Source organism: Rhodanobacter sp. Col0626 (genome assembly GCF_049994385.1).
GTDB lineage: Bacteria > Pseudomonadota > Gammaproteobacteria > Xanthomonadales > Rhodanobacteraceae > Rhodanobacter.
This window is the reverse complement of sequence record NZ_CP188260.1, coordinates 1,307,143-1,324,368: the sequence shown is the minus strand read 5'-3', so window position 1 is coordinate 1,324,368 and position 17,226 is coordinate 1,307,143. Positions and strand designations below refer to the sequence as shown.

Here is a 17,226-nt window from a genome sequence, read left to right as displayed (position 1 = left end):
GCTGCGGGAAACGCACATTATCCCGCAGTGGACGCGCACCGGCACCTTCATGCCCGATTCCGGCGTCGCAACCACGCGCCGGCACCAAGCAGCACAAGCAAGGCAAGGGCTGCCAACTCATACGGCAGGTAACGCCTCACCAGATGCCGAGCGCGCGCGATGCGCTGATCACGCAGCAATACCCGGGCGCGATCGAAATCGGGCTCCTGGCACTGCTGGCCGAAGTCTCCGGCCCAGGCCACATACGCGCCCTTGGCCACGTAGCGTCGGTACAAGGCGTCGGCACGGCGTTGCCGCTCCGGCACTCCCGCGGGTTTGGGTTCACCGTAATCCTGGAAATTGTCGGTGTAGTCCGGCGGCCCCTGCTGCATCCAGCCGCTGGCCTTGCACAACACCGCGGCAAAGGCCTGCGAGCGCGGCGGCAGCAGATCGGCAGCGTGGCTGGCTTCGTCTGCCGCGACGTAGCGATAGTGGAAACGTCGTGGCGGCTTGGGCGTGCTGGCTACGAAGCGCTCGTGCTCGCCCTGGCCGAGGTAGGGACCCACCTCGGCCTTGTCCGGGCCGAACGGTCCCTGGTAATTGCCGCCCACGACATAGTCGTCCGGTGCGTTCTCGTAACCCAGGATCTCCAGGCCATGGCGGCGCGCGATGGCGGCAGCCTGATAGATCGCCTCGGCCTTGCCGATGTCGGTCCAGGCGCTGTGGCCGCGCTCCATCGCCTTGGCATATTGCCGAGCCCAGACCCGGTTGCGTTGGGGTTCTTCGTCGCCCTCCTCCGTGACACTCGACAACGCGGGCTTCGGCGCCGCCTCGGGCTGCGGTTCGCGGAAGTAGCCGAATGCGTCCTGATAGCGCCCTGCCCGCATGAGCCGGCGGGCAAGCAATTCCCGTAGCGCGGCCGAGCGGCCGACCTGGCCATCCGTATAGGCATAACCGTGGGTGTCGTCATCGGGCGGCGACGGCTTTGCGGTACCGGGTGGCACGCGGGTGTCCACGAAGTGCTTCAACTCGTCCATCGTCAGCACGCGTTCCGCGACATAGGCGACATCGCCCCACCAAACGTCGGCATGTGGCCAGAGTTGCTCCATGGCCTGCGTGTACTCGCCCCGCGCCAGGCTCAACGTGCCCTGTTCGCCTGGCAGCAGGTCGACGCTGTCGCGATCGAGACCTGCCGCGTCGCCTTGTGCGGGAAATGCGCGAACGGCGTTCGCGTATGCCTTGGCCGCCGCGGCGAGATCACCCTCGTGCAACGCCAGTTTGGCCTGCACCCAGCTGGACAGGGGGCTCGACTGGCGTGTGCTCAGGGTCGTGGCCAGATCGTAGCGACCGCTGCGGTAGGCCAATGCGGCAAGGCGATCCGCACCCTCGACGTGGTCCAGCCCGTGCCGGCCGATCGCGTCGACCAGCGCACCGAGCCGGTCGTGCCCGATCACGCTGGCATCATCTGCCGTGTCGGCCGCGGGGGCATCGCTGTTGTCGTTCGAATATGCCAGCGCATACGCCACCAGCACGCGTTGCGCCAGCGGATCGGCGATCAGGCCCGACAGCAGTTCGGGATGGCCGAACGCATAGCCGGCCAGGTGACGCAGCGATTGCACGCCACTGTCCGAATCGCGTGCGGCCTGCTCCGCATACAGCCCCATCGCCTGCGCATAGTTGGGCGCCGCGATGGTCGCCGGGCAGGCGCTGCCGGCGATGAAACCTTGCCAGCGACAGAAGTTGCCGTCGGCACTGCCGTCACTCACCGTGCTGTCGCCGCGCAGGAACACTCGTGCTTCTTCGCCATAGCTGGCCACCGCCAGTCCCTGCGGATCGGGCGCACCCTGCAGCGCCAGCGCACGTGCTTCGGCAAATGCGCCACGCACCGTGCTGACCGGATCCCCCGGCTTGCAGTTCACGCAACCGGCAAACTGTCGCAGGCCTATTTCGCCAAGCATGTACGCCGCTGCCACAGCCCGTGGCTTGCGTTGTTCGGCGGGCAGTGCGAGCACCGCGGCAAAGCGTTTTTCCGCCCGGCTCATAGGCTGCTGCGCCTGCTCGGCGCATGGCTGATGATCAGGTGCCGAAGCACGTTCGTCCTGGCCAGCGCAGGCCTGGCGATAGTCGACCGCAGCGGCGGCATACAACCGGATCGCCTCGGGCAGATCCTTGCCGAGCGCGTAGGCTTCATCGCCGCCCGCTGCCGTGGCGATCTGCCTCAGGATGGCGAGCTGGCTGGCCGGCAAACCGGTGTCCAGTGATGGCTTGGCATGGGTGTCGGCGCCCGGATCGGATTCCTTTGCCTTCAATTCATCGGCGGGCGTACGCAGATGTGCCGCTTCGTAGGCAAAGCTGTTGACCGGGGTCGCCTTCAACGTATGCGCCCGATCGATCAGCAACTGGTTCGGGAAATCGGGGCCGCAGGCCCATGACACGCTGATCACGGCCATCGCGATGAGCAGACCCAACCCCCAGCGCTCACGTTTCAGCTCACGACTCGACATGGAGTGCTCCTTTGGCGATCGGGCAGCGCAGCCAGCCGATCGTCCGTTGATGATGCGCACGCAACAACCCCGGCTGCAGGCGCTGGAGTGAAACGGCATGATCGCCCCGCTGCAATCGATAGCCGTTGACGCCGTCGGCCATCGTGCATCCCGGTGGAAGAGTAACGCGAAGCGGCAACATCGCGTCGATCGTGCCGTTGTTGCGCAACAGCACGTCGAACGTGCCGGCGACGCCGCTGTGGCGGACATCCGCCTGCAACGTGGTGTGCAGGGACTCGCCACGGATCACCGCCAGCCAGGTCGGCAGGCTCCACGCGCGCAGGTCCTGCGTGGTGGGCAGGCGAAACCAGGCAATGCCCTGCAGATGCGGTGGTGGATCGCGCTGCAGCGTCCGGATGAAATCGGCGATGACCTGCGGCTGTGCCAGCAGTTCGTGCGCGTCCGCGCTGAAGTCCAGCGTCACCGCCTCGCTCTCGACATCGGCCAACCGCCCTTGTGCATCCCAGCTCACCCGCGAGCCGTAATCGGGAAGCGCCACGCGAAAGGGCTTGTCACTGCGTCCGGCATAATCCTCCACCCAGTGCAGTGCCAGCGCGGCGTCGAACAATCCCGCGCGCGGGTCGCGCACCGCATGGACCTGCAGCACCGATTGATCGACTTTCGCCAGTACCTGCCGCAGGCTGGCGGATTGCATCCAGGTTGGCAACGCGGTGATCGACAACATAGTTTTCGGCGGCAATGCCGCGCGCAGTTGCGCAAGGAAATCGGCATACGCAGGCAGGCGCGCGCTGGCGCAATCGTGATCGATTTCCAGGCCAGCCAGCGGCATGCCGCTTGCCTGCCAGTCATGCCAGAGCGTCAGCGTATCGCGAAGCAAGGCCGCTTCGTCCCAATGGGCGAGCTGGCCGTCGATGCGCACCACCAGCACCACCGGACGGCCACTGGCGAGCAAGGCAGGACGATCGGGGGAAAAGCGTTGCAGGTGGCCTTGCGTGTCGGTCTGCGCAGCCAGCACACGCCATTCGTGGATGACGCCGGCGCTTTCGCGCATGGCCTGATTCACAGCCGGTGTCCACACACGCTGCCAGACATAGGCATCGTGATCCAGCGGTGCCGATGGGCGCTGGCAACCGACCAGACCCATCAACAAGCATAGCGACAGCACCCCATGCCGCATGCGTTTCCCCGTGTTGCGTCTGGCCATCACCAGGATTCTAGCGGCACCCGTGTATCCAGTTTCCTACAACCAGCCCTTTTGCCGCGCCAGCCGATACGCCTCGATGCGATTGGCGGCACCGAGCTTGCCGATCGCTTCGGAAAGATAATTGCGCACGGTGCCATGGGAGAGGTTCAACTGCGCGGCGATATCGGTGGCCGACTGGCCTTCGCCTGCCAGTCGCAATATCTGGCGCTCACGATCGTTCAACGGGTCGGCCTCCGACCAGGCTTCCAGTGCCAGTTGCGGATCGATCGCGCGACCGCCACGGTGCACCATGCGCAAGGCTTCGGCGAGGTTTTCCGCCGGTGCGTCCTTGAGCAGGTAGCCCGACACGCCGGCATCCAGCGCGCGACGCAGGAATCCTGGCCGTGCGAATGTCGTCACGATAACCACCTTGATCGCCAGCTCGTCATGGCGCTGGATGCGCTGGGCCAGCTCCAGCCCGGTCAGGCCGGGCATCTCGATGTCGGTTACCAGCACATCGGGTTTCAAGCGCTGCAGCTCGCGCCAGGCAGCTTCGCCATCGGCGGCCGAACCGAGCACCTCGATGTCCGGCTCCAGGCCGAGCAAGGCCGACAGCGCACCGCGCACCATCGCCTGATCTTCGGCCAGAAGCACGCGGATCATGCGTGCCCCCGCGCGAGACCATCGCGCTCCACATCCGCGACGGAGCCGTTCGATGGATCGCCCTGCCCGATGTCGATCGGCGAACCACGATCCAACCCGACCTCGGGAGTCTTCCCGCCTTCCAGTACGCCGGCCGGCAACGGCACCCGGATCAGCAAGGTCGTGCCATGTCCCCGGGGCGAGTCCACCAGAAGATTTCCGTGCAAGGCACGCACACGCTCGCGCATGCCGCACAGGCCGTTGCCATCCTCGCCGACACCACCACGACCATCGTCGGAGATGCGCAACTCCAGTCCGGACGAGGCGCATTCGAACACGATCCGCGCGCAACTCGCGCCGGCGTGCCGGGCGATATTGGTGACGGCCTCGCGCAATACCAGCGACAACGCGCGTTCGATTTCTGCCGGCAATCGCGGCACCGGACCATAATCCAGATGCGTCGCCGACGATTCCAGCAACAGCCGTGCCGCGGCAAGCTCGGCCGCCAGATCGGTGGCGCGAATGCCGGTAACGGCACTGCGCACTTCCGCCAACGCGTGACGGGCCACTTTCTCCGCTTCCTCGATTTCGCGGCGGGCCTTCTCCGGGTCGCGGTCGAACAGCTTGCGCGACAGTTCCAGCTTCAGCGTGATCAGCGACAGCGTGTGGCCGAGCAGATCGTGCAGATCCCGGCCGATGCGCTCGCGCTCGGCCGTTGCCGCGAGCCTGCGCACCTCTTCATGCGATAGTTTCAGGGCAGCGTCTTTCTCGTGCTCGCTGCGCTCGACATGTGTCACCGCACCGATGATCAAGGTCATGCACGGTAGTGCCACCAGCGCCTGCCATGCGTAGTGCGCCTGCCACGCTACCAGCAGGAAGAGTAAATTGAGGCACACCAGGCGCATCAGAAACGGCAGGAAGCGCCGGCTGGACAAACTGCACGACACGCACCCGTAGACGAAATAGCTGACGGCGCTGGGATAGACCGGCACCAGCGCAATGCCGAACAGCGCCAGCAGCAGCGCGTAGCGTGGTGCCGTACGACGCGAGGCCAGCATCACCTTCGCGAACAACAGCACGAACACCGGATAAGTCACCAGCGTCCAGACCAGCCAGTGCCAGCCATAGTTGCGGTCGAACACCGGCGTGATGAACACCCACGCCGACCACAACAGATGGATCGACTCTTTCCATGGCGATTTCCCCTGCCGCCGGATGGCCGCCGCCCTGGAGTCGGACGCCGGAGTCAGCCATGCCTGGATCAAACTGAACATCAGCGCCCTCTTCCGAAAATCCGTCACTGGTTTTGCATCCTACTTCAACCAAACCTGCGCAGGCGGCGTGTGGCCAGCCCCAGGAACACCACGGCGAAACCAAGCAACACCGCCACGTGCGGCAGCAACGCGACATGCTGCACGCCGACCGCGTTCATGGCGATCATGTCGAGGTGATAACTCGGCCAGACTGGCGCGATCTGCTGCAGGAATTTCGGCAGCATCGGCAACGGGAACCACAACCCGGACATGAACGACATCGGCAGGTAGATCAATTGCAGCATGCCGGGTGCACCCTGGCCCTTGAACAGGGTGCCGACGAACATGCCAAGCGCACAGAACGGCAGCACGCCGAGCATGCCGGTGAGCAACAACGCACCGGCCTGACCCGGACCCAGCGCCACATGGCCCAGCAACACAGCCATGGCCAGCAACAGCACGATGACCACACCGGCCGCGGCCATGGCCATCATCATCTTGCCCAGCAGGTAGGCGCCCGGCGGCATCGGCAGCGCGCGCTTGAACGTCAGCAGGCCGCCATCGCGCTCCAGCGCCAGCGACACGCCGAAACCGAACAGTCCGGGACTCATCACCCCAAACACGCCGTAGCTGGCCAGCAGGTAGCGTCCCGCATCGGCTCCCTCGGACTTGGCCATCAGGACGCCAAACAGCAGATAGAACATGGCGGGGAACAACATGATCGGCAACATGAAGGCCGGCGCGCGCATGTAACGAAGGCATTCGCTGCGCGCTTCTTCCAGGTAGGCGCCAAGCACGCGGCGGCGCGGCATGGGGACAGTTGTGCTGAATGATGTAATGGACATGGAAGTTTCCATTTATGCAGCCTCGCGCTGGTCGCTGGCCGAAGCGTCGTCGGCATCGCGGGTGAGTTCGGTGAATGCCTCGGCCAGGCCGGCGCGCTGCACCTCCAGCTCGCGCAGGTTTGCGTCGGAATCGAGCAAGCGACGCACCACGATCTCGGCGTCGGCGGTGGTGACATGCAGGCGCTCGCCTTCGTGACGCGCTTCGCTGACTTCGCGCCAGCCGCGCACGGTGTCGATCGGCAAGGTGCTGAGGCAGCGGATGCGTTTCAGCGCCACCCGCGCGCGCAGCTGGTCGACCGTACCTTCGTGAATGATGCGGCCGTGGGTCATCACGCAGACCCGATCGGCCAGTGCCTCGGCCTCTTCCAGATAGTGCGTGGTCAGCAGCACCGAGCAACCCTCGGCGAGCAGCTGGCGTATCGCGGCCCACAATTTCTGGCGCGCTTCGATGTCCATGCCCACGGTGGGTTCGTCCAGGAACAGCAGCTCGGGCCGGCCGCACAGGGCCAACGCGAATTGCACGCGACGTTGCTGGCCGCCGGAAAGTTTCGCGTAAGGCCGTTTGAGCAGGTCGACCACGCCGGCGAGCTCGGCGGTTTCCATCAGCGAGCGCGGTCGCGGGTAATAGCTGGCGGTCAGCCGCAGCAATTCGCCCACTCGCAGGGTCGGCGGCAACTCAGCGTTCTGCAGCATCACGCCGATGCGCCGGCGCGCCTCGATCCGCTGCGGATCCTGCCCAAACAGTTCGACCGTGCCGGCATCGGCGCGGATCAACCCCAGCAACAGGGCGATCGCGGTGGTTTTGCCGGCCCCGTTGGGGCCGAGCAGCGCCAGCAGTTCGCCGCGCTGCAACTGCAGGTCGGCACCGTCCAGCGCGGTAAGTCGGCCATAGCGTTTGACGGCCCCGCCGAGGCGGGCAATCGATTCATCGAGATGCGGCATAGGTAATTCTCCAGTGCCGCTCATGCTGCGCCAAGGCCTGCCGGCCAGGCAGTCGCCGGCGTCAGTCGTCGGAGGTGACAGCCGTCACCCGCCCGGCACGGGGTTACGGCCGGAGGACGCGCAAGGTATCCTGTGATGAAGAAAACCGCCCCGTGAGCATTGGATCGGTGGCGTGAAATTACTGAAAGCATTGAGGAAACGCCCGCTCGCTGCGTTTCCCGCCACGTATTCACTAATGTCCGCCAGCCAGGCATTGCACGCCACCGGCGGAGCTACGGAGGATTCATCATGGGTGTGATCAACCAGCTGCGCGAACTGCGCGATTTCGGTGGCAAGCCGCGGACTACCGGTCTGGACGATGCCAGCATCGAGCGCATGGCCGCCAACGATCCGCTGCTGGTGCAGGCCATCGCCGAAGCGGTGGCACGTCATCATGAATTGCGTGCCGACCTCGGTGACTTCCTCAAGCTGGACGAAGCCGAACAGCTCGCCCAGGCACAGGCCGGTTTCGTCAACTTCTATCCGGACGACGCGATCAACCCGTATCTGCCGGCCGCTGCCCGTGGCCCGTGGGTCGTCACCCTGAAGGGTGCCGTGGTGCACGACAACGGCGGCTACGGCATGCTCGGCTTCGGTCACAACGATCCGGCCATCCTGGAAGCGCTGGCCCGCCCGCAGGTGATGGCGAACGTGATGTCGCCCAGCGTGGCGCAGCTGCGTTTCAGCAAGGCACTGGACAAGGAATTGGGCCGCCATCGCGGCGGCAGCCCGTATACACGTTACCTGTGCCTGAACTCCGGCTCCGAGTCGGTGACGCTGGCCTGCCGCATCGCCGACGTCAACGCCAAGCTGATGACCGACCCGGGCGCTCGTTATGCCGGTCGCACCATCAAGCGCCTCGCGGTGAAGGGCGCCTTCCACGGCCGCACCGACAAGCCGGCGCTGTACTCCGACTCCAGCCGCAAGGCCTACCAGCAGAACCTGGCCAGCTATCGCCACGAAGACACTTTGCTCACCGTGGCGCCATACGACGTGGCGCAGCTGGAAGCGGTGTTCGCCGATGCCGACAAGCACGGCTGGTTCATCGAGGCAATGTTCCTGGAGCCGGTAATGGGCGAAGGCGACCCGGGCCGCGCCGTCACGCCGGAGTTCTACAAGGCGGCACGCGCATTGACCGAAGCACACGGCACCCTGCTGCTGCTCGACTCGATCCAGGCAGGCCTGCGAGCGCACGGCGTGCTGTCGTTTGTCGACTATCCCGGCTTCGAGCAGCTGCCGCCGCCGGACATGGAAACCTTCTCGAAGGCACTCAACGGGGGCCAGTATCCGTTGTCGGTGCTGGCTGTCAGCGAACGCATTGCCGGTCTGTACCGCAAGGGCATCTACGGCAACACCATGACCGCCAATCCGCGCGCACTGGACGTAGCGCTGGTCACCTTGGGCGAGTTGACTGACGAGGTGCGCAACAACATCCGCGAGCGCGGCAAGGAATTCGTCGACAAGCTCAACGCGCTGAAGAACGAACTGGGCGGCCTGATCACCAAGGTGCAAGGCACCGGCCTGCTGTTTTCCTGCGAGCTGGCCCCGGAGTACAAGTGCTACGGCGCCGAATCGACCGAGGAATACATGCGCGAGCATGGCATCGGCGTGATCCATGGCGGCACCAACTCGCTGCGTTTCACCCCGCACTTCAAGGTCACCAGTGGCGAGATCGACCTGATCGTGGCGCATGTGCGCAAGGCGCTGCTGGAAGGTCCACGCAAGGCCAAAGCCGAAGCCGCCTGACCTGCCGGTGGCTTTCAGCTGTGGCGGAAGAAGCACTCGCCGCCACAGCTGAACACTTCGTACATGTCAGGTTTTGCCCACTCCCGCGCCGGTTGCAGCAGGCATAGACTGGCGCGGCCGGCAACTGCCGGTCACTTAGGGAGGACTCAACGATGTCGATGTCACTACGCCTGCTTGCCATCAGCGCCGCCTTTGCCTTCGCCGGCGTTACCTTCGCGGCGACGCCGCAGGCCAGCACCGCCGCACCAGCCAAGGCACGCACCGCTCAGCAACAGCGCATGGCCGACTGCAACAAGCAGGCTACCGGCAAGAAAGGCGACGAACGCAAGGCCTTCATGAGCTCCTGCCTGAAGGGCGGCAGCATGGCAGCTGCACCATCGGCCAAGGCGACCCAGCAGGAAAAAATGAAAACCTGCAACGCCGACGCCAAGACCAAGGCGCTCAAGGGCGCCGACCGCAAAACCTTCATGAGCAGCTGTCTCAAGGGCAGCACCGCCGCAACGCCATAACACCGCGGGCAACATCGCCCTGTGCATGCACGCATGCCCACGCGTGCGTGCGCAGGGCCGCTTCGCTAAGCTCGTTGACTGTCGCGCCTCATGCGCCGTAGCCGAAGCCGGTCATCCATGAAGATCATCGAAGTTCGCCATCCCCTGATCCAGCACAAGCTCGGCCTGATGCGCCGTGCGGGCATCAGCACCAAGGAATTCCGCGAACTGGCCTCCGAGGTCGCCGCGCTGCTCACCTACGAAGCCACCAAGGACCTGGAGACCGTCGAGGAGCAGATCCACGGCTGGGCCGGCCCGCTGCACGTGCACCGGATCAAGGGCAAGAAGATCACCATCGTGCCGATCCTGCGGGCCGGCCTGGGCATGCTGCCCGGTGTGCTCGACATGATTCCCTCGGCCAAGGTCAGCGTGGTTGGCGTGCAGCGCGACGAAGACACGCTGCTACCGGTCGCGTACTACGAAAAGCTCAGCGGCCGCATGGACGAACGCATCGCGCTGATCGTCGATCCGATGCTGGCCACCGCCGGCACCCTGATCGCCGCCGCCGACATGCTGAAGGCGGCCGGCTGCAAACGAATCAAGGGGCTGTTCCTGGTCGCCGCGCCCGAAGGGCTCAAGCGAATCGAGGCCGCCCATCCCGACATCGAGATCTACACCGCGTCGATCGACGAGCGGCTCAACGAACAGGGCTACATCCTGCCCGGCCTCGGCGACGCCGGCGACAAGATCTTCGGTACCAAGCAACTGCCGCCCGAGTAAAAGCTGAGTAAACCAGCAAGGGGGCTCGTAAACGCAAAGGGCATCACAATTTTCACCTACGCACTGCACAATCTTGCGGAAATTTGCGCGCGTTTCGCAAAACTGTCGTGATTCCTCGCTAGGTTTGACCCACTTCGGTCATTGAACGTTGGGGAAAGCCATGCTCGGAAAGCTCACGCGGCACAGCCTGTGGTGGCTGTTGGCAGGCATCGCATCGACCTTCGCGGCGCAAGCGGCGGATCTCACGATCAATCAATTGCGTGTCCGCGGACCGGCCGGCGGCAACGACGAGTTCGTCGAACTGTTCAACGCCAGCCCCGCCACACTGGATCTCTCCGGCTACAAGCTGAACGCCTCCAACGACAGCGGCACCACCGGCACGCGGCTCACCTTCCCATCCGGCACGGCGTTGGCGCCGGGTTGCTACCTATTGCTGGCCAACAGCGCCAGCGGCGGCTATTCCGGCAGCGTGGCAGGCGACTTGAGCTACGCCACGGGCGTCACCGATACCGGCGGCCTGGCCGTGCTCGATGCGAGCGGCAACATCGTGGACCAGGTGGGCCTGAGCAGCGGCTCGGCCTACAAGGAAGCTACGTCGCTGGCTTCGTTAGGCACCGGCAACGCCGATCAGGGCTATCAACGTCAGCAAACCGGCGCAGGGCTGCCGCAGGATACCGACGACAACAGCGCCGACTTCGTCAAGGTGAGCCCCACCACGCCACACGACCACGCCAGTCCATGCGTGGCGATGGGACCTTCGCTGTCCATCGCCGACAACAGCGTCAGCGTGCACGGCGCAGGCGACGTAGCCATGCCGTTCACCGTCACGCTGAACCAGGCCGTTCCGGATGGCGGCGTCACTGTGCATGTGGCCACCCAGGATGGCACCGCCATCGCCGGCACCGACTATGCAGCGATCAATGCCACGCTCACCATCGCCGCCGGACAGACCCAGGCCTCGTTCAACGTCGTCGTGCATGGACGCACCACACCTGGCGACAACAAGACCTTCAACGTCACGCTGAGCGATCCCAGCGGCGGCGTGGCACTGGGCGATGCCAGCGCCGTCGGCACCATCATCAACACCATCCCGATCGCTGCCGAGATCTGGCAGATCAACGGTACCGGCCAAAGTTCGCCGCTGCTCGGCAGGCCCGTGCTCACCCACGACAACGTGGTCACCGCCGTGGGTCCCCAGGGTTTCACCATGCAGACCCCTGACTCACGCGACGACCGCAACACGCTCACCTCCAACGGCGTCTATGTCTTCACCGGCAGCGTGCCGACGGTGAGCGCGGGCGATGCGGTGGACGTGACTGCCGTGGTGGACAACTACTTCGGCCTCACCGAGCTGAAAAGCCCGGCGATCACCGTGATCAATCGTCATGCGCGCCTGCCACGCGCCGTCGTGTTCGATCAGCGCACGCCCTCGTCCGATCCGAACCACCTGTCCTGCGGCGTCACCAACTTCCAGTGCTTCATGAGCATGCGTGTGCAGATCCAGCGCGGCATGATCAACACCGGCAACAAACGCTTCAGTGACGAGCCCTTTGCCGAGGTCAGCATCACCGCCAACGGCAGCCGCTCGCTGCGCCAGCCTGGCGTGGAATTCGGCGTGCCGGTACCCGATGGCGTGGACCTGCCGAACTGGAGCGGCAACCCGGAAGTGTTCAAGATGAATACCGCCGACTTCGGCGCTGTGCCCCTCGATACGCCATTCAACGCCGGCAGCACCTTCCGCGCGGAGGGCGTGATCTCCTATGACTTCGGTGCCTACACCTTCATCCCGACACAATTCAAAGAGACCTATGCTGCGCCGATTCCGCGTCCGGTCTCACCCGAATTGCCGATGACCTTGCGCATCGGCGCGTTCAACATGGAGCGCTTCTGCGACAGCGTGTTCGACACCGTGTTTACCTGCAGCGGCGAAAGCAAAGAGGCAACGCCCGACCAGGTCGCGCTGAAGACGAAACGACTGTCCAGCTATGTAGGCAGCGTGCTGCGCCTGCCTGACGTGCTGTCCGCGGAGGAAGTGGAAACACTGCCGGTCCTGCAGGGGTTGGCCCAACAGCTCGAGGCCGACTATGGCGTGGCCTATGACGCCTATCTGCTGCCAGGCCACGACCCCAGCGGCATCAATGTGGGCTTCCTGGTCCGCCGCGATCGTGTGCAGGCGTTCTCGGTGCAGCAGCTTGCCGCCGACGAAACCTGGAACGACGATGGCCAGACTGCATACATCCACGACCATCCGCCGCTGCTGCTCACCGCGCAGGCCGGAAAGGTACGCTTCAAGGTCATCTCTGTGCACATGAAGGCACGCCAGAACGTGGACGACGACACCGCCGACGCCGTTCGCGACCGCGAGAAGCGCTTCTTGCAGGCGAAGTCGCTCGCCACCCAGGTGCAAGCGTTGCAGAAGGCCGAGCCGCGAACGCCGCTGATGGTCGTGGGCGATTTCAACTCGTATCAGTTCAGCGATGGCTGGGCCGATGTGGTGAACCTGATCGCAGGCCGCTACGACGACCGTCAGAACCTGCTCAAGCTTGGCGGAAACATCGTGCGCCCGGAGCTGTGGGACGCGGTGAACTCCGTGCCACGGAACGACCGCTACTCCTACCTCTACACGGAGAACTTCGGCGAGATCCAGGGCTACACCCAAGCCGGCAGTGGCAACCCGGGACGCACGGTGCCAACCGTCCAGGTGCTGGACCACGCGCTGCTGAACATCCCCGCTCGCATGCTCTTCATGCGCATGCAGTATGGCCGTGCCGATCTCGACGCGCCGGCACAGACCGAGGCCGACGCAGCCAACGCTACGGACTGGACCCGTGCCATCGGTGTATCCGACCACGACGGCTTCGTGGTGGATCTGTTCGATCCGTGGATGCCATCACCGCGGCATTGAGCGACCGGATTCTGTCCGGCACCCAGTGCCGGACGGAAAAAATGAAGGCCGCGCCCATGCCTGGCGCGGCCTTCGCGTTTTCACGAGATCAGCCGCGAAAGCGGTCCGTCGCCTCGATCAGCTCATGCATGTTGCCCGGCTCGAACGCCGAATGGCCGGCGTCCTGCACGATACGCAGGTCGGCTTCGGGCCAGGCGCGGTGCAGATCCCACGCGCTGCGCAATGGACAAACCACGTCGTAACGTCCCTGCACGATCACCGCCGGGATATGACGGATGCGATCGACGTTGCGCAGCAACTGGTCGTCGTGTTCGAAGAAACCGCCGTTGACGAAGTAGTGGCATTCGATGCGCGCAAATGCCAGCGCGAACTCGTCCTCGCCGCTGGATTCGATATGCGATTTGTCCTGCCACAGGAAGCTGGTGGCACCCTCCCATACCGACCAGGCGCGGGCCGCGGCGGTGCGCGTCTTCGCATCGGTGCTGGTCAGGCGTCGGTGGTAGGCGCTCATCAGGTCGCCACGTTCGACTTCGGGAATCGCATGGAGATAGGTTTCCCACGCGTCCGGATACAGCGCGTCGCAGCCCTTCTGGTAGAACCATTCCAGTTCCGCGCGACGCAGCATGAAGATTCCGCGCAACACCAGTTCAGTGACCTTGTCTGGATGTGTCTGTGCGTAGGCAAGCGCCAGCGTGGAGCCCCACGAACCGCCGAACACCTGCCAGCGATCGATCGCCATGTGCTCGCGCATGCGTTCGATGTCGGCAACCAGATCCCAGGTGGTGTTGTCGGTCAGCTCCGCATGCGGTGTCGACTTGCCGCAACCGCGCTGATCGAACAGCACGATGCGGTAGACGGCCGGATCGAAGAAGCGGCGGCACTTCGGGTTGGTGCCGCCACCCGGACCACCATGCAGGAACACCACCGGCTTGCCGTCGGGATTGCCGCTCTGCTCGTAATACAACGAATGCAGCGGGGATACCTGCAGGAATCCGCGGTCAAACGGTTCGATTTCGGGATACAGCGAACGTAGTGGGGACGACGGCATGATGACTCCTGAAACTCGGCGAACAAGCCCGAAAGACTAGCACGGGCGCGGCTTCCGAAGCTTTTCAGTCGGTCGCGAAAAGCTTGCCGGGATTGAGTATTCCGTTCGGATCGAACACGTTGCGCACACCACGCATCAGCGCGATTTCCTCCGCGCCGCGGGTGCTTTGCAGGTAAGCCCGCTTGACCAGGCCGATGCCGTGTTCGGCCGAGATGCTGCCGCCGTGATGCTGCAGGGTGGCAGCCAGCAACTTGGTGACGTGCTCGCACTGGGCGATGAATGCGTCCTCGGCCAGACCGTCCGGACGCAGCACGTTGACATGCAGGTTGCCATCGCCGATATGACCGAACCAGATCACCTCAGCCTGCGGATATTCGCGTGCAAGCAGCGCCTGCATCTCGTGCAGGAACGCTGGAACCGCACTGATCCGCACCGACACGTCGTTCTTGTACGGCCGATGCGATGCCAAGCTCTCGGTGATGCCTTCGCGCAGCCGCCAAAGCGCAGCCGCCTGGGTTTCGCTCTGCGCGATCACGCCATCGCTTACCCACCCCTGCTCCAATGCATGTTCGAACGCGGCCAGTGCCGCATCCTGGGCCGGCTCGTCAGCCGCATCGAATTCCGTCACCACGTAATAAGGGTGATCGCCGTCGATGGCACGCTGCGCACCATGGGCCAGTACATGCCGCAATGCATGCTCGGTGAAAAATTCGAATGCCTGCAACGGCAGGCGCGAGCGAAACAGGGCGAACACCTGCATCAACGCATCCATGTCGGGCAAGGCGAGCAACATCACCTGCGACAGCGGTGGCGGATCGGTCAGTTTCAGCGTGGCCTCCACCACGATGCCGAGCGTGCCTTCCGAGCCGATCAGCAACTGACGGAAATCGTAGCCGCTGGAATTCTTGATCAGGCCGCGGTTGAGCTCCAGCAGTTCGCCGTTGCCGGTGATCACTTTCAGCCCGGCGATCCATTCGCGCGTATTGCCATAACGGATCACCCGGATGCCGCCGGCATTGGTGGCGATATTGCCGCCGATCGAGCACGAGCCGCGAGCGGCGAAATCGACCGGATAGATCAGCGCATGACTACGCGCGGCGTCATGCACATGCTGCAGGATCATGCCCGCCTCGACGGTGAGCGTGCGGTCGACCGCGTTGAAATCCAGCACCCGATGCATCCGCTCCAAGCTCAGCACCAGCTCACCGTTCGCCGCCACGGCGCCGCCGGACAAACCGGTTCGACCGCCCGACGGTACGATCGCCACGCGTTGCTCGTTGGCCCAGTGCACAACCGCCTGCACTTCTTCCACGTTGCCCGGCAGCGCGATCGCCAGCGGCGCGGGCGTCCAGCGACGCGTCCAGTCGCGGCCGTAATGTTCCAGGTCGGCCGGCGCGGTGAGCAGGCGCAAACCGGGCAAGCGGCGGCACAATTCGGCTAGACGGGTATCGGACATGCTGGGCTCCGGGGTCATCGTCACAGCGTGCCAGTCGCGCCCCATCACGTCCAGTGTTGCAGTGCCGCAAATTTGCTCGAACTCTGGCATAGTGGACGGCAACCTCACTTCGCTCGGGCCGACGCATGCAGACCTCCTATCCGCGCCAGGACATCAAGGTGTTGCTGCTGGAGGGTGTCAGCGCCAGCGCGGTCGACGTGCTTCATCGAGCCGGCTACAGCCAGGTCGAGCTGCATGCGAAATCGTTGCCGGAAGACGAGCTCAAGCGACGTATCAGCGACGCACACATCATCGGCATCCGCTCGCGCACCCAGCTCACCGCCGACGTTCTGGCGCAGGCGAAACGGCTGATGGCTGTGGGCTGCTTCTGCATCGGCACCAACCAGGTCGATCTCGTGGCGGCGCGCCAACTGGGCGTGCCGGTGTTCAACGCGCCCTATTCCAACACGCGCAGCGTGGCCGAGCTGGTAGTGGCCGAAGCGATCATGCTGCTGCGTGGCATCCCGCAAAAGAACGCGCTGTGCCATCGCGGCGGCTGGACCAAGTCAGCCAGCGGCAGCTACGAAACGCGCGACAAGGTGCTCGGCATCGTCGGCTATGGCCACATCGGCACGCAGGTCGGCGTGCTGGCGGAAGGCCTTGGCATGCGGGTGATCTTCCACGATATCGAAACCAAGCTGTCATTGGGCAATGCACGTGCCGTATCCAGCCTGGACGAACTCCTTGAGCGCGCCGACGTGGTCACCCTGCACGTGCCCGAAACGCCCGCCACGCAGTTGATGATTCGCCGCGAGCAGCTGGCGAAGATGCGCACCGGCGCGATGCTGATCAACGCCTCGCGCGGCAGCGTGGTGGATATCGACGCGCTCGCCGCGGCGCTGCGCGAGGGCCATCTGGCCGGCGCTGCGGTGGATGTCTTCCCGCTCGAGCCGAAAGGCAACGACGATGCCTTCGTGTCGCCCCTGGTCGGCATGGACAACGTGATCCTCACCCCGCACATCGGCGGCAGCACGCTGGAGGCGCAGGACAATATCGGCATCGAGGTTGCCAGCAAGCTGATCCGTTACAGCGACAACGGCTCCACCCTGTCAGCCGTCAACTTCCCCGAAGTCACCCTGCCCGAACACCCGCACAGCCGCCGCCTGCTGCACATCCACCGCAACGTGCCGGGTGTCCTGTCGCGCATCAACGAATTGTTCTCCGCAGGCAACATCAACATCGATGCACAGTTCCTGCAGACCGACAGCGAGGTGGGCTACGTGGTGATCGACGTCAGCGCCGACCCGCGGCAGGCCAATGCGCTGAAGGACCAGCTGGCGGCGATCCCGGGTACCTTGCGCAGCCGCGTGCTGTATTGAGGGGAAACGGGCAACGGCCAAAGCATCGCCGCTTTGCCTTTGTTCCCTGTCCCAACGA

The 17,226-nt window shown here is 64.6% G+C and carries 13 protein-coding genes; 5 read left to right on the top strand and 8 right to left on the bottom strand.

The genetic code is table 11. The features are described from left to right. Positions 1-47: 47 nt before the first annotated feature. Genes ACPPVV_RS05330 through ACPPVV_RS05305 form a run of 6 tightly spaced genes read right to left on the bottom strand, consistent with a single transcriptional unit; the run spans position 48 to position 7,348 of the window. The gene (locus ACPPVV_RS05330; protein WP_426702431.1) at positions 48-2,483 is read right to left on the bottom strand and encodes a hypothetical protein; all 2,436 of its coding nucleotides are present in this window, start codon (positions 2,481-2,483) and stop codon (positions 48-50) included. Continuing rightward, positions 2,470-3,687, bottom strand: a complete 1,218-nt coding sequence (locus tag ACPPVV_RS05325; protein ID WP_426702430.1) for a DUF3142 domain-containing protein — start codon at positions 3,685-3,687, stop codon at positions 2,470-2,472. Before ACPPVV_RS05325 ends, ACPPVV_RS05330 begins: the two co-directional genes overlap by 14 nt. A gap of 36 nt (positions 3,688-3,723) precedes the next feature. Beyond that, positions 3,724-4,329: a response regulator transcription factor gene (locus ACPPVV_RS05320; protein ID WP_426702429.1), complete on the bottom strand. Its 606-nt coding sequence runs from the start codon at positions 4,327-4,329 to the stop codon at positions 3,724-3,726. Beyond that, a complete protein-coding gene (locus ACPPVV_RS05315) occupies positions 4,326-5,582 on the bottom strand; it encodes a sensor histidine kinase (protein ID WP_426702428.1) in 1,257 nt (418 codons plus the stop codon). Before ACPPVV_RS05315 ends, ACPPVV_RS05320 begins: the two co-directional genes overlap by 4 nt. Positions 5,583-5,626: 44 nt before the next feature. Further along, positions 5,627-6,406, bottom strand: coding sequence for an ABC transporter permease (locus ACPPVV_RS05310; RefSeq protein WP_426702427.1), 780 nt, complete (start codon positions 6,404-6,406; stop codon positions 5,627-5,629). Positions 6,407-6,418: 12 nt separating this feature from the next. Further along, positions 6,419-7,348, bottom strand: a complete 930-nt coding sequence (locus ACPPVV_RS05305) for an ABC transporter ATP-binding protein (protein ID WP_426702426.1) — start codon at positions 7,346-7,348, stop codon at positions 6,419-6,421. Positions 7,349-7,636: 288 nt separating this feature from the next. On the opposite strand from ACPPVV_RS05305, the gene ACPPVV_RS05300 reads away from it, so the two are divergent. The 4 genes from ACPPVV_RS05300 to ACPPVV_RS05285 all read left to right on the top strand — a co-directional run bounded on the left by ACPPVV_RS05300 (position 7,637) and on the right by ACPPVV_RS05285 (position 13,306). After that, entirely contained in the window at positions 7,637-9,133 is a 1,497-nt protein-coding gene (locus ACPPVV_RS05300; protein WP_426702425.1) for an aminotransferase class III-fold pyridoxal phosphate-dependent enzyme, read from the top strand. 152 nt (positions 9,134-9,285) lie between these two features. Further along, complete coding sequence (locus ACPPVV_RS05295; RefSeq protein ID WP_426702424.1) at positions 9,286-9,642, top strand: PsiF family protein; 357 nt, start codon at positions 9,286-9,288, stop codon at positions 9,640-9,642. Between the two features lie 117 nt (positions 9,643-9,759). Further along, entirely contained in the window at positions 9,760-10,401 is a 642-nt protein-coding gene (upp, locus tag ACPPVV_RS05290; protein ID WP_426702423.1) for a uracil phosphoribosyltransferase, read from the top strand. Positions 10,402-10,561: 160 nt separating this feature from the next. Then, positions 10,562-13,306 (top strand): lamin tail domain-containing protein, encoded by a 2,745-nt coding sequence (locus ACPPVV_RS05285; RefSeq protein ID WP_426702422.1) that lies wholly within the window; start codon positions 10,562-10,564, stop codon positions 13,304-13,306. Positions 13,307-13,394: 88 nt separating this feature from the next. Here the strand turns inward: ACPPVV_RS05285 and pip are convergent, their stop codons facing one another. Next, positions 13,395-14,354 carry a prolyl aminopeptidase gene (gene pip / locus ACPPVV_RS05280; RefSeq protein ID WP_426702421.1) on the bottom strand — a complete coding sequence of 320 codons (960 nt, stop codon included), beginning with the start codon at positions 14,352-14,354 and terminating at the stop codon, positions 13,395-13,397. Positions 14,355-14,418: 64 nt separating this feature from the next. Beyond that, positions 14,419-15,810 carry an FAD-binding oxidoreductase gene (locus tag ACPPVV_RS05275; protein ID WP_426702420.1) on the bottom strand — a complete coding sequence of 464 codons (1,392 nt, stop codon included), beginning with the start codon at positions 15,808-15,810 and terminating at the stop codon, positions 14,419-14,421. Positions 15,811-15,935: 125 nt separating this feature from the next. Between ACPPVV_RS05275 and serA the strand changes: the two genes are divergently transcribed. Next, the gene (gene serA / locus ACPPVV_RS05270) at positions 15,936-17,168 is read left to right on the top strand and encodes a phosphoglycerate dehydrogenase (RefSeq protein WP_426702419.1); all 1,233 of its coding nucleotides are present in this window, start codon (positions 15,936-15,938) and stop codon (positions 17,166-17,168) included. Positions 17,169-17,226: the final 58 nt, after the last annotated feature.

Bases quoted from the DNA above. Each gene is read 5' to 3' on its own strand.
- ACPPVV_RS05330 (WP_426702431.1), bottom strand. From the start codon at position 2,483: ATGTCGAGTCGTGAGCTGAAACGTGAGCGCTGGGGGTTGGGTCTGCTC.
- ACPPVV_RS05325 (WP_426702430.1), bottom strand. From the start codon at position 3,687: ATGGCCAGACGCAACACGGGGAAACGCATGCGGCATGGGGTGCTGTCG.
- ACPPVV_RS05320 (WP_426702429.1), bottom strand. From the start codon at position 4,329: ATGATCCGCGTGCTTCTGGCCGAAGATCAGGCGATGGTGCGCGGTGCG.
- ACPPVV_RS05315 (WP_426702428.1), bottom strand. From the start codon at position 5,582: ATGTTCAGTTTGATCCAGGCATGGCTGACTCCGGCGTCCGACTCCAGG.
- ACPPVV_RS05310 (WP_426702427.1), bottom strand. From the start codon at position 6,406: ATGTCCATTACATCATTCAGCACAACTGTCCCCATGCCGCGCCGCCGC.
- ACPPVV_RS05305 (WP_426702426.1), bottom strand. From the start codon at position 7,348: ATGCCGCATCTCGATGAATCGATTGCCCGCCTCGGCGGGGCCGTCAAA.
- ACPPVV_RS05300 (WP_426702425.1), top strand. From the start codon at position 7,637: ATGGGTGTGATCAACCAGCTGCGCGAACTGCGCGATTTCGGTGGCAAG.
- ACPPVV_RS05295 (WP_426702424.1), top strand. From the start codon at position 9,286: ATGTCGATGTCACTACGCCTGCTTGCCATCAGCGCCGCCTTTGCCTTC.
- upp (WP_426702423.1), top strand. From the start codon at position 9,760: ATGAAGATCATCGAAGTTCGCCATCCCCTGATCCAGCACAAGCTCGGC.
- ACPPVV_RS05285 (WP_426702422.1), top strand. From the start codon at position 10,562: ATGCTCGGAAAGCTCACGCGGCACAGCCTGTGGTGGCTGTTGGCAGGC.
- pip (WP_426702421.1), bottom strand. From the start codon at position 14,354: ATGCCGTCGTCCCCACTACGTTCGCTGTATCCCGAAATCGAACCGTTT.
- ACPPVV_RS05275 (WP_426702420.1), bottom strand. From the start codon at position 15,810: ATGTCCGATACCCGTCTAGCCGAATTGTGCCGCCGCTTGCCCGGTTTG.
- serA (WP_426702419.1), top strand. From the start codon at position 15,936: ATGCAGACCTCCTATCCGCGCCAGGACATCAAGGTGTTGCTGCTGGAG.